The 12,983-nt window shown below is 74.0% G+C and carries 6 protein-coding genes; 1 reads left to right on the top strand and 5 read right to left on the bottom strand.

Going from position 1 to position 12,983, the window contains the following annotated elements:
* Positions 1-71: 71 nt before the first annotated feature.
* Genes OTB19_RS17750 through asnB form a run of 5 tightly spaced genes read right to left on the bottom strand, consistent with a single transcriptional unit; the run spans position 72 to position 11,775 of the window.
* Positions 72-809, bottom strand: a complete 738-nt coding sequence (locus OTB19_RS17750; protein ID WP_267799243.1) for an aspartyl/asparaginyl beta-hydroxylase domain-containing protein — start codon at positions 807-809, stop codon at positions 72-74.
* A gap of 58 nt (positions 810-867) precedes the next feature.
* Positions 868-7,368, bottom strand: coding sequence for a non-ribosomal peptide synthetase (locus OTB19_RS17745; protein ID WP_267799242.1), 6,501 nt, complete (start codon positions 7,366-7,368; stop codon positions 868-870).
* A complete protein-coding gene (locus OTB19_RS17740) occupies positions 7,365-9,140 on the bottom strand; it encodes a non-ribosomal peptide synthetase (RefSeq protein ID WP_267799241.1) in 1,776 nt (591 codons plus the stop codon). Before OTB19_RS17740 ends, OTB19_RS17745 begins: the two co-directional genes overlap by 4 nt.
* Positions 9,137-9,895 (bottom strand): aspartate/glutamate racemase family protein, encoded by a 759-nt coding sequence (locus OTB19_RS17735; RefSeq protein ID WP_267799240.1) that lies wholly within the window; start codon positions 9,893-9,895, stop codon positions 9,137-9,139. The genes OTB19_RS17740 and OTB19_RS17735 overlap by 4 nt, the downstream gene beginning before the upstream one ends.
* Positions 9,892-11,775, bottom strand: coding sequence for an asparagine synthase (glutamine-hydrolyzing) (gene asnB, locus OTB19_RS17730; protein WP_267799239.1), 1,884 nt, complete (start codon positions 11,773-11,775; stop codon positions 9,892-9,894). The genes OTB19_RS17735 and asnB overlap by 4 nt, the downstream gene beginning before the upstream one ends.
* A gap of 272 nt (positions 11,776-12,047) precedes the next feature.
* On the opposite strand from asnB, the gene OTB19_RS17725 reads away from it, so the two are divergent.
* Positions 12,048-12,854 carry a thioesterase II family protein gene (locus OTB19_RS17725; protein WP_267799238.1) on the top strand — a complete coding sequence of 269 codons (807 nt, stop codon included), beginning with the start codon at positions 12,048-12,050 and terminating at the stop codon, positions 12,852-12,854.
* Positions 12,855-12,983 lie beyond the last annotated feature (129 nt).

The following is a 12,983-nucleotide window of genomic DNA, read 5'->3' as shown; positions in this document are numbered from 1 at the left end:
TTCTCCGTCAGGGGTGGGTGCGGCGCCGCGCCGGTGCGTGGGTTCGGTGGGACGGTCGGGATCGGCCGGTGTCAGACCGCCATCAGGTAGCTCTGGAACCGGGGCATGAGGAACTCCAGCGCCCGCACCTCGGCCTCGGTGAGCTCCGGGTGCCACACGTCCCAGAGCAGGACCGCGCGCTGCTGCATGCCGCGGTTCTCCGCCTCGTGGATGAAGCTGTCGTCGAAGAGGATGACCTTGCCCTCCTCCCAGCCCCGCTCGTCGTCGCCGACAGTGATCACACAGCCGTCCGGGACGATCAGTGGGAGGTGGGCGGTGAGCAGCAGGTTGACCCCGCCCGTGTGCGGGGTGATGTGGACGCCCGGGTTGAGGATGGTGAACATGCCGTCGCGCGGCCCGTGAGGGGTCGACTCCACGGCCTTGACGGTCTCGGGACAGCGTTCGAGGACCTCGTCCCGCCAGGTGCCGTTGCGGTAGAGCTGGTAGGTGTCCCAGCCCTGCCAGCCGAGTTCCTTCGTGTACATGTCCTCGTACGGCGCGAACCGGGCCTGCTCCGAACGGAGCGCCAGGAACTCCTCCTTGATCGCGTCGTACGCGTCCTCCATCCCCGCCGTCCAGGGCTGGGCCGCGGCGTCGTGCCACGGCAGGGCGCTGATGCCGGGGAAGAACAGCCGGGTCGGCTCCTGGTCCTCGTGCAGGTACTCCGGGGCCTGCTCGCCCACGAGGATGCGCAGGCACTCCTCGACGCGCTCCAGCCCACGGGAACCGACCGCGTTGCGCAGCTCCGCCATCACGTCAGCGACGTCCATGTCTCGACCTCTCTCGTCTTCTGCTCTGTTGGGTACGCGTGTCACTCGGGCAGGCGTTTCACCGGCGGCGGGACCGCAGGGCGGCCCGGCGCCGCTCGCCGCGCGAGGCGGCCTCGTCGGAGCCGGCCGCCGCGGCGCCCGCTTCCTCGCGCAGTCCGGCGACGAACCCGGCGACGGTGGGTCGGGCGAACACGTCGACCAGGCGGATCTCCCGGCCGAGGCGTGCGCCCAGTTCCAGTTGGAGGCGGGCGGCGAGCAGCGAATCGCCGCCCGCCTCGAAGAAGTTGGTGTGCCGTCCGAAGGAGTCACCGCCGAGCACCCGCCGCCACGCGTCGGCGACCACCTGCTCGGCGCCGGCCAGCGGCGGCTCGCCGGCACGGACCACCGTCTCCGCCGGTACCGGGAGCCGGGCACGGTCGCGCTTGTTGGTGCGGGTCCGGGGCAGCGCGTCCAGCAGCACCACCGTCTCCGGGACCACCGCGGCCGGCAGCCGGTCGGCGAGGTGGGCCCGCAGATCGGCGGCGCTCACCCCGTCCGCCGCCACGGCGTACCCGACCAGACGCGGCGTGCCCGCCCGGTCGTGGAGGGCCGCGGCGGCCTCCCGTACGGCCGGGTGGGACTCCAACAGCGCCTCGATCTCCTCCAGTTCCACCCGGTTCCCGCGGATCTTCACGAGGCTTCCGGTGCGGCCGGTGAAGGCGAGTTCGCCGTCCGGCAGGAAGCGGCCCAGGTCTCCGGTGCGGTACAGCGTCCCGCCGGGCCGCCACGGGTCGGGCACGTACGCCTTGGCGCTCTCCTCGGGCCTGTTGCGGTACGAGCCGGCCAGCAGGTCGCTGCGCAGGTGGATCTCGCCCACGACACCGACCGGGCAGGGCCGGCCCCGGTGGTCCAGGACCAGGGCCTCCCGACCCGGGATCGGCACGCCGATCGGCACCGAGTCCGGGAACGCCTCGCCGGGCTTCAGCTCCCGGTGCGTGGCCAGCACGCACTCGGTCGGCCCGTACAGGTTGTGCAGGGCCGGCCGGTCGGGCCGCTGCGCCCAGGCGGCGGCCAGGGACGGGGGCAGCGCCTCTCCCGCGAGCAGCAGGTGCTCCAGGTCCGGCAGTCCCTCGCCGGCACGGTCCAGGGCCTCGGTCAGCACGGTGAGGAAACCGGGCACCGTCTGGATCTGCGTGATCCGCTCGGCGCGCAGCCACCCGGCCAGCGCGACCGGGTCGTGGCGGGTGCCGTCGGGCGGCACGCACAGCGTCGCACCGTGGCACAGGGCCGCGAACACCTCCGTGTAGGCGGCGTCGTAGGTGAACGGCGCCCACTGCGCGACACGACTCCCGGGCCGCACCGAGAAGCGGGCCCCCTGCCAGTCCGCGAACTGGGCGAGCGTCGCGTGCGGCAGCACGATGCCCTTGGGCGTACCGGTCGAACCGGACGTGTACACCAGGCACAGCGCGTCGTCACCGGTCGTCGCCGGCGCCGTCGGCCGGGGGGCCGCCGGGCGATCGCCGGCCGGCGCCACCGCGTCGCACCACTCCACCGGGACACCGCCGAACCGCACCGCCTCCCGGTCCCACAGCGCGGGGTACGCCGCCAGGGAAGCCTCGGTGGCCAGCAGCGCGACGGGGTCCGCGTCGGCAAGCACGGCGCGCAGCCGCAGCTCGGGGCCGACCCCGTCGAGGACCGCGAACGCCGCACCGGTCTTGGCCACGCCGAGGACGGCCGCGGTCTGCGCGGGCCCGGTGGGCAGCAGCACCGACACGAAGCGGCCGGGGCCGGCGCCGCGCGCCGACAGCCGGACCGCGATGTCGTCGCTCCAGCGGTCCAGTTCCGCGTAGGTGACCTCCACCCCGGCACACCGCACGGCCGGCGCGTCGGGGTGCTCGGCCGCCACGGCCCGGAACAGCTCGTGCACCGGCACGCCGTGGGCGGCGCGGTACGCGCCCGGTTCCGCCGCGGGGTGGGGCGAGGGGGTCTCGCCCCGTCCCAGGTCGACATCGTCCAGGTCGGCGTCGGGGTCGTCGAGCGCCGCGTACAGGAGGGTCTCCAGCCGGCGGACGAAGCGGGCCGCCGACTCCTCGCCGAAACGGGAGACGGCGTACTCCAGCACCCCGTCGATCCGGTCGGCGTGCTCGTCCAGGGCGAGCGTGAGGTCGTACTTCGCGGTCGCGGTGCGCACCGGCCGCAGCTCACCGGTGACGTCGCCCAGCCGGACCAGGTCGGGCGCCGCGTCCTGCCACACCAGCGAGACCTGGGCGAGCGCCGGCCGCCCCGGGTCGCCCGCCAGGCCCAGTTCGGCAACGAGCCGGTCGAAGGGGACCAGCGGCCGGTCCAGGTCCGCGGCGAGCAGCCGACCGGTGCGGGAGGCGAGCTCGGCGAAGCCGGGCGTACCGGAGAGGTCCACCCGTACCGGCAGGGTGTTGACCAGGTTGCCGACCAGACCCTCCTGCCCGGGCGCCTCGCGGTTGGCGACGGGTACGGCGACGACGACGTCGTCGGTCGCCGCGTAACGGCCCAGCAGGGAGCCGAACACGGTGAGCAGCACGGTGAACGGCGTCACCCGCAGCCGGGCGGCCGTCCGGCGCAGCCGCGCGGTGACGTCCGGGGACAGCTCCACGGGCAGCGTGCGGCCGGCCCCGCGGGCGCCGTCGGCGAGGGCCTGCGGATCGGTGGGCAGGGCGAGCACCCCGGGGTGCCCGGCGAGGCGCTCGCACCAGTACGCCAGGTGCCCGGCCCGCACGGCACGACCCTCGGGGGCGTCGGCCGCACCGGCGTAGCCGATGAACTCGGCTTCGGGCTGCCGCAGTCGCGCGGCACCGGCGGCGTGCACGCCGTACAGGGCGGCCAGTTCGCGCACGGCAACGGAAACGGACCAGCCGTCCACCGCGATGTGGTGGGCCGTGCACAGCAGTCCCGCGCGCCCCTCCCCCCGTACGAGGGTGAGGCGCAGCAGCGGTCCCACCGCCAGGTCGAACGGGCGGGCCGCCTCCGCGGCGGCGAACGCCTCCCACGCGTCCTCGGTGTCCCCGGTGCCCTCGCCGGGGGAGTCCGGCAGATCGACGACGGCGAGCCGTACCGCGTCCGCGGGCAGCGGCACCAGGATGGGCCCCTCGTCCTCCCAGCCGACACGGGCCGCCAGGACCTGGTGACGGGTCACCAGGTCGCGCAGCGCGGCCGCCAGGGCGTCCGCGTCGACGTCGCCGTCCAGACGGACCGCGCCCGCCAGGTTGTAGGCCGCCGAGGCGGGGGCGAGCCGTTGGGCCAGCCACAGCTGCCGCTGCTGGTCGGTGAGCGGCACCGGATCGCCGGGCCCGCGCGGAGGCACGGCGGCGAGACCGGGCACCGGCTCGGCGTCCCGACCGGCGGGCGCACCGGCGGCCGAGCGGGCCAGGGTCGCCGGGGTCGGGTCCGCGTAGAAGGCGGCCAACGACGGGGCCTGCCCGAACTCCGCGCGCACCAGCCCGATCAGCCGACCGGCGGCGATCGAGTTGCCGCCCGCCGCGAGGAAGTCGTCGTCGGTTCCGACCGTGTCCGGGGCGAGCCCCAGCACCGCCGCCCAGTGCCGTACGACGGAGCGCTCGACGGCGGTGACCGGGGCGGTCCGCCCCGTGCCGGACCGCAGGGTGCGCGCCGCGCGGGTCAACGCGGGCCGGTCGATCTTGCCGCTGGTGTTCAACGGCAGTTCGGCGACCGCGTCGAACACGGCCGGGACGGCCGCCGCGGGCAGCCGCTCGCGCAGGTGCCGGCGCAGCGCCTCGGTCGACACCCCGCCGGTCCGCGCCGGGACGACGAACGCGACCAGGCGCGGGCCCGAGGCCCCCGCGCGATCGATGACCACGGCGACCTGCCGTACGTCCTCGTGGGAACCCAACAGGGCTTCGACCTCGCCCGGTTCGATGCGATGGCCGAGGATCTTGACCTGCTGGTCCACCCGCCCCAGCACGACCAGCCGGCCGTCCGGCAGGTACCGGGCCAGGTCACCGGTGCGGTAGACGGTCCCGCCGGTCTCGGTGACCGGGTCCGGCACGAAGACGGTCGAGGTCAGCTCGGGCCGGTTCCAGTAGCCGGCCGTCACGCCCGCCCCGCCGACGACCAGCTCGCCGACGGCCCCGACGGGCACGGGCCGACCGGCCGCGTCCAGGACGTGGCAGACGGTGCGGGCGACGGGACGCCCCACGGTCACCGGTTCGCCCGGCAGGACGCGCCCGGCGGTGGACCAGATCGTCGTCTCGGTGGGCCCGTACAGGTTCCACACCTCGGCGCAGCGCTCCAGGAGCCGCCCGGCCAGTACCTCGTCGAGGGCCTCGCCGCCGCTGAAAGCCCGAAGGCCGCCCAGGCCCGGCCAGCCGCCGTCCAACAGACCCCGCCACAGCGACGGCGTGGCCTGCATCAGCGTGGCCCCGGACTTCTCCAACAGCGTCCCCAGGGCCTCCGCGTCGCGGACCGTCTCGCGCGGCGCGATCACCACCCGGGCGCCCGCGACGAGCGGGGCGAACAGTTCCAGGACACTGATGTCGAAGGTGAGCGAGGTGACGGCGACGAGCACGTCGCGCTCCTCGATGCCCGGCTCCCGCACCACGCTGTGCAGGAGGTTCGCCACACAGCCGTGCGGCACCGCCACACCCTTGGGCGTCCCGGTGGAACCCGAGGTGTACATCAGGTACGCGAGGGCCTCGGGCGCCGGACCGTCGGGAAACGGCACGTCCCCGGCGGCGGGCGCCGGGCCGTCCGACAGCTCCCGCGGGTCGAGGAGGGGCGTCCCCTCCCCGGCGGCGTCCGCGAGGCCGGCGCCGAGCGCTTCGTCGGCGACCAGCAGCCGCGCGCCGCTGTCCTTCAGCACGTGCGCCGCCCGCTCGTCGGGCATCGCCGCGTCGAGCGGCACCAGCACGGCGCCGGCCCGCCACACCCCGACGATCAGCGGGATCAGTCCGGCGTCGCGCCGGACCCGCAGGGCCACCCGGTCGCCCGCTCGTACCCCGCACCGGCCGGCGAGCGCGGCCGCCACCCGGTCGGCGGCGCCGGCCACGTCGGCCCGGGTGAGGGTCCCGTCGGCGGAGCCGACCGCGGGAGCGTCCCCGTCGCGCAGGGCGAGGACGCGCAGCGCCTCGGGGACGGCGCCCCAGGCAGGCGACGACGGGTCGCTCGTGTTGAAGTCCCGCACGATCCTGCGGGTCTCGTCCGGCGTGGTGACCGGCAGGTCGACGATCGGCCGGCCCGGGTCGTCCGCGGCGGCGGCCAGCAGGCACGACAGCGCGTCGGCGAACCCGGCGACGGTCTCCGGGGCGAGCAGCGCCGTGCGGTACTCCAGCGAGGCGTCCAGGTCGCCGGACGGCCGGGGCCGCAGGAACAGCGACAGGTCGTACTTGGCGGTGCCGCTGTGCGACGGCGCCGGCGCGGTCTCGACACCCGGCAGCCGCAGGGTCGTGGTGGGGCCGCTGTGGAAGGCGTACATCAGCTGGAACAGCGGCGTACGACCGGCGCCCGTCCCGGGGCCGAGATCCTCGACCACCAGGTCGAAGGGGGTGTCCCGGTGCCTGAGGTCCGCCTTGAGCGCCTGCCGGGTGCGATGCAGCGCCTCCCGGAAGGTCGGCGTCCCGCTCAGGTCCACCCGGTGCGCCATCACGTTGAGCAGCGGGCCGATCATGCCGCCGAGCGCGGGCCGGTTGCGGGTGGCCACGGGCATGCCGACGACGAGGTCGTCCTGCCCCGCGTACCGCTGGACGACGACGCAGTACGCCGTGAGGACGACGGCCGAGACACTGGTGAGTTCGGCCCGGCCGAGCGCCGAGAGCCGTGCGACGAGCCCTGCGGGGAGGGTGAACCCGTGCAGCGCGCCCGCCACCCGCGCCGTGCCCGGCGGCTCGTCGGCGGCGCCGACGCGCCGCCCGTCCGACGGCAGGCGCACCGGCTCCGGGTCGTCCCCGAGCCGGTCGCGCCAGTGCTCCAGGCCGCGACCCGCGTCCGGGTCGGTGCGCTGCCAGGCCGCGTAGTCGCCGAAGTCCACGGCGGACCGGGGCAGTTCCTCCGCGAGGGAGGCCGGGCCGCTCGTCTCCACCGCGTACCGGTCAGCCAGTTCCTCCAGGAAGACCCCGAACGCCCAGGCGTCCACCACGATGTGGTGGGCGGTGAACAACAACAGGTGTTCCCGCTCGGCCAACCGGAAGAGGTGGGTGCGCATCAACGGCGGACGCCCCGACAGGTCGAACGGAACCGAGGCCGCGCCGGCGACGAGCTCGACGAGGAGCCGCTCACGATCCTCCCGCGGGTGCCCGGTCAGATCGACCCGCTCCACGGCCGGACGCGTGCGGTCCTCGAACCGCTGTACCGGCGCGCCGTCCTCGTCGGTGACGACGGCGCAGCGCATCACCTCGTGACGGGTGGCGAGTTCGGCCAGGGCACGCTCCAGCGCGTCGGCGTCCACCGGCCCGGTCAGCCGGAACGCCGCCGTCTCGTTGTGCAGCGCGGTGCCCGGCAGCACCTGCTCGGCCCGCCAGATGGCCCGCTGGGCGTACGAGAGCGGGGCCGTACGCCGGTCCGGGCGCGAGGGCAGGGGCGCGGCGGGGCTCATCGGGTGCTCCTTGCCGCGCCGGGGTGTCCGTCACGGCCGTCGGTGATCACGGCGGCGAGGCCGGCGACGGTGGGCCGCCTCACGAAGGCGCCGACGGGGACGTCCACGGCGAAGCGGCTGCGCAGCCGGTCCAGCAACCGGGCGATCGCCAGCGAGTCGCCGCCGAGCAGGGTGAAGTCGTCGTCGCGGCCGATCCCCGGAAGGTGCAGCAGCTCGCTCCAGATGGCCGCGATCTCGCTCTCCAGGCCGTCCAGGGGAGCCTGTCCGGCGTCGCCGGCGTAGGCGGCGGAAGGCAGCGGGAGGGCCCGGCGGTCGGTCTTGCCGTTGAGGGTGCGGGGCACCGAGGCGAGCCGTACGTACACCGAGGGCCGGCTTCCGGGGGCCAGACCGGCGGCGGTGTGGGCGCGCAGCTCCTCGTCCGTCACCCCGTCGGCGACGACGTACGCGCACAGCACGGCCTCGGCGCCCGGCTCCTCCACGGCGGCCGCGCAGGCGTCCTGCACCCCCGGGTGACGACGGAGCACGTCCTCGACCTCGCCGAGCTCGATGCGCACGCCGTTGACCTTCACCTGCTGGTCCCGCCGCCCGAGCACCTCCAGGACGCCGTCCTCGCGCAGTCTGCCCAGGTCGCCCGTACGGAAGCGGTCGCCGTCGCGGAACCCGCCGGCGGAACCGTCGAGGTACCCGCCGAGCGGGAACGGGGTACGCAGTTCCACCTCGCCGATCGCACCCGTGACGGGCTTCCCGCCGAGCAGTACGCGGATCTCCACACCCGGCATGGGGCGGCCCACCGGCACGGTCTCGGCGACGGCGTCCTCGGCGGTCAGCCGGTGGAACACCTTGGTCATGGTCGTCTCGGACGGCCCGTACAGGTTGACGAGCTCCTTGGCGTCGCCGAACAGCCCGTGCCACCAGGCGACGTCCGCGGCCCGCACCGGCTCGCCGGCCAGCAGCACGGCCCGCAGCCCGGGCAGCGAGCCCGCGGTGAGGCCGGCGGAGCGCAGCGTACGGAAGACGGTCGGCACGCAGTGCAGCACCTCGACGGCGCGCTCCTCCAACCACGCGGCGAGCGCGGCGCCGACCGGCACCCCGCCGGATCCGGCCACCTCGACGGTCCCGCCCGCGCACAGCGGGAGCAGCGCGTCGCGCAGGAACGCGTCGAAGCCGGGCGAGGTGAGGAGGGAGACCCGGGTGCCGGGGCCGACCCGCAGCTCCCCGGCCTCCCAGTCCAGGAAGTGGGCGACGGCGGTCAGGCTGCCCCGGATGCCCTTGGGACGGCCGGTGGTGCCCGAGGTGAAGTAGACGTACCCGCCGTCGGGGACGTCGAGCGCGCGCCAGTCGTCGACGTGCCACGCCCGCGCGGACCGCGCCTCGGCGTCGACCGTCTCGGCGTCGATCCGTACGGCCCCGCCCGTGTCGCAGCCTTCGAGCGCGGCGCGCCCCGCGGCGTCGCAGACGACGTGGTCGGGTCCCAGGTCCTCCAGGATCGCCGTCCAGCGGGCGGCGGGCTGGCGCACGTCCACCGGGGCGAACGCCCTGCCCGCGGCGACGCAGGCCAGGATGGTCGCCATGACGGCCACGGGGTCGGCGCAGGCCACCAGCACAGGGCCGCGGCGCGGCCCGTCGCCGGCCGCGAGGACGGCCCGCAGACCGGACGCGAACTCGGCGAGTTCCCGACGGCTCCAGACGCGGTCGGGGGTGGTGACCGCCGGGGCCCGGCCGTCGCCCTCCACCTGTCCGGCCCAGCGGTCCAGGATCTTCGTGTGGCTCACAGCTCTCCGTTCGTGATCCGTCGCGCCACGACCGACAGGGGGTCGATGGCAGGGAAGTCGTCCGCTCGGCCGGACTCCTCGATCGCCCGGGTGACCAGGTGGAGTTCGGTGCACGCGGCGACGTACGCGTTCACGCCGTAGCGCGACAGGGTGGCGCGCAGGAAGTCCACCGTCGCCGCAGGGTCGTCGCCGCGCTTGATCCGGTACACCTCACGGTGGAGGGCCTCCTGGTCGTCCGGATCCAGCAGCACCAGACGGTGCGCCGATTCGGCCGCGCGCGGGCCGGAGGTGAGGATGCCCGCCTGGGCGGTCCCGCGGGTGCAGAGCAGCAGGTGCGGCTCGTCCGCGCGGGCCAGTTCCTCGTGGATGATCTCGACCAACGAGATGCACCGCTTGGCGAGTTCGGGCGGCAGGTGGTCCAGTACGTGATGGGCCGTCACGCAGGCGATGACCACGCGTTCCGCCCCGGCGGAGACCAGTCCGCGCACCGCCGTCTCCACGGATCGCAGCAGCGTTCCCAGTTCGCCCCGGCCGATCGCCTCGGTGCGGTCGACCACGGCAGGGTCGGACCAGAGCAGGATCCGGGGCGTGTCCTGTTCGGCCTGCCCGACGCAGGACCGGTAGACGGTCCGCAGCAGTTCCGTGGAGGCCAACGGCCCCATGCCGCCGACGACGCCGACGAGCGGATGGGAGGGGATGTCCGGAGCGGGGGAGGGCGGACAGCCACCCCCGTCGTCGGAGGTGGAGCGGGTCATCCGAGACACGGCAGATCGAACTCCTCGACGAAAAGCGCGAACGTCGCGACGAGCATCAGGTAGTCGGTGTCGAGGTGCGCGTGCACCTGACGGCTCTGGTCGCGCTGTCGGCGTACGAGCGCGGCGACCGTGTCCGGGTTGAAGTACCCCTGCTTGCGGACGACCGCCGGTGACAGCAGCTCCTCGAACCAGTCGGCCTCACCGTCGAGGAGGTGGCTGCTGGTCTGGCCGCGGAAGCCGAACTTGGGCCGCGCCAGGACCTCGTCCGGAACACGCCCCCGGGCCACCCGGCGCAGGACGGCCTTCTCCCGGCCGTGGGCGACCAGCAGCTCGGGCGGCAGCGCGGTGGCCTGGTCGACCACGGCGCGACCCAGGAACGGGAACCGCAGCTCGACGCTGTTCGCCAGCGACATCCGGTCGCCGTGGTCGCCCAGCAGGTGATCGGCGAGCCGCAGGTGGAAGTCCAGGTACGAACGCTGGTGCAGCGGGTGACGGCCCCTCAACATGTCCGGTTCGACGAGGCGTTGCGTCGTGACGGAGAACCCGTCGAAGGCGTCGGCGAGGTCGTCGGCGTACAGGTCGCGGCGGAACTCGTGGGCGGGCAAATGGTCCTGCTCGTACCCGATGTCGAGCCCCCACATCCGGTGCCGGATCTCCCGCTCCAACTGGGCGTCCAGGCCGCTGAGACGACTGCCGCCGAGGCCCGCGGCGTCGAAGCGGTAGCCGGGATAGCCACCGAAGAGCTCGTCGGCGCCCTCACCGGTGAGCACGGCGACCGTGCCGTCGTCCCGCACGGCCGCCGAGAGGAGCATGGAGCTGACGTTGTAGGACTCGCGGACCGGTGTCTCGCTGTGCCGGACCATGGCGGTGAACCGCCGGGCCAGATCCGTGTGTCGGATCGGCACCTCGTGGTGATCGGTGCCCAGCCGGCCGGCGACGAGCCGCTGGTGCGGGCTCTCGTCGAAGTCGTGGTCGGGGAAGACCGCGGAGTAGCTGGGCCAACGGTGCCCGGGACGCGCGGCGGCCGCGAAGGCGCCGATGAGGCTGGAGTCCAGGCCGCCGCTCAGGTACAGCCCGACCGGCACGTCGGCCGCCAGCCGGGTGCCGACCGATTCCTCCAGCAGCGTCTCCAGGTGCCGCGCGGATTCGTCCAGGCGCCGGTCGAGGGCTTCGGCCGGGACGGGCTCCAGATCGCCGGCCTGCGGGAAGTCCAGGTCCCAGTACCGTTCGATGCGCACGCCGGCGGAGTCGGCGACGAGCCGTTCGCCGGGGCGCAGGGCGTGGATCCCCTCGAACATCGTCCGCGGGCTGACCAGGCCCGGCAGGGTCATCACCTGGTCCAGGCCGCGCAGATCCACCTCGGGGCGCACAGCGGGATGGCGCAGAATCGCCTTGATCTCCGAGCCGAAGACAAGGAGGCCGTCCACGACCGTGTAGAAGAGCGGCACGATGCCGGCGTGGTCGCGCGCCAGCAACAGCCGCCCGTCGACCGCGTCGTGGAGGGCGAAGGCGAACTGCCCGTCGAGGTGGGCGGTCAGGTCGTCCCCGTACTCGCGGTACAGGTGGACGAGGACCTCGGTGTCGCAGGCGGAGCGGAAGCGGTGCCCGCGGGCGTGCAGCACGGAGCGCAGGGCGCGGTGATTGTAGATTTCGCCATTGCAGACGGAAACGATGTTTCCGTCTTCCGAGGAATGTGGTTGATTTCCTCGTTCGAGGTCGTTCAGCGCCAGTCTGCGAAAGCCGAGCGCAATTCCTTCACGGACGTGAAATCCGGAGTCATCCGGACCGCGGTGGGTCAGGCAGGCGGCCATGTCGCCAACGATTTGCCCGCTGGCTGCTTTCGCCCGATCCAGGCAAAATATACCCGCGATTCCACACACTTAGATCGTCCCCGTTCGCACCTGCCCAGTCAACAAAACGGCAGGTCAAGCTGTTTTGCCAGTTGAGCCAGGTTCATGAAGAGAGTTCATGAAACCTTATTCCCCGACCCGCACGCTACCAGGGGGACACCATCCTTCCGCAAGACCGCCAGGCATCTTCTTTGCACATTGTGAGAACGCACTCACTGGCTTGCCAACCCATCCCGCAATAAGCTCGGCAGACAGGCCGTCAAGCCTGTCGACATCACCCCGAACATGAAGGACGGTGCGCCGTGATCGGCCATCTGAACGCCCCCAGGTCCGACCGGAGCCGATGGACGCCATGGGATTCCGCGCCCGATCCGGACGGCGCCGCCGGACCGGTCCGCGTCTACTGTCTGCCGCACGCGGGAGGCTCGGCCGGCTCCTACCTGCCCTGGGCGCGTGGTCAACACCAGCCGGGCCTACGGTTCGTTCCGGTGGAGCTGCCCGGCCGCGGCACCCGACTCGCCGAAGAGCCGCTGCGCTCCATGGACCAGGTGGTCGAAGGACTCCTCGACGTGCTCGCCCACCGGCCGGCGGACGAGCGGTTCATGCTCTTCGGCCACAGCATGGGTTCGCAGATCGCCTACGAGACGGCCCGCCGACTCGCCGCCGAGGAACTGCCCCTGCCGGTCTCCGTGATCGTCTCCGGCGGCAGGCCCCCGGGCGCGCCGGCCGTGGCGACGCTCCACGACCTGAGCGACGACCGGCTGATGAAGGGCATCGTCGAACTCGGCGGCACCCCGGCCGAGGTGTTGGAGCATCAGGACCTGGTGGACCTGCTCCTGCCGGTGATCCGCGCCGACCTGACGCTGCTCGCCGACTACACGACGCGGGTGCGCCCCACCGTCCTGCCCTGCCCGGTCGTGGCGCTCGGCGGTGCGGACGACAAGCTCGCCGGCCCGGAGTGGATCAGCGGCTGGCGCTCGACGACGGCCGCCCGCTTCCGCCACCGCATCCTGCCCGGAGACCACTTCTTCCTGCACACGCACCGCGCCGAGGTGATGGCCGAACTGGCCGCCGAGGCCGCCGACCAGGACGCCCCGGGCCACGGCTGACCGTCGTCCACCGCGGGAAGACGCGGTCGTGTTCCGGCCACCGGCCGTCCGGACCCGTTCCAGGGACCCGGACGGCCGGTCCGCGGGCCGGAAGCCCTCGCGGACCGCCGCGCACCGCCCCTGCCCCGG

This window comes from Streptomyces sp. H27-H5, from assembly GCF_026627505.1.
Classification (GTDB): Bacteria; Actinomycetota; Actinomycetes; order Streptomycetales; family Streptomycetaceae; genus Streptomyces.
Note: the sequence above shows the minus strand (reverse complement) of the source record. Positions and strands in the feature narration are given on the sequence as shown.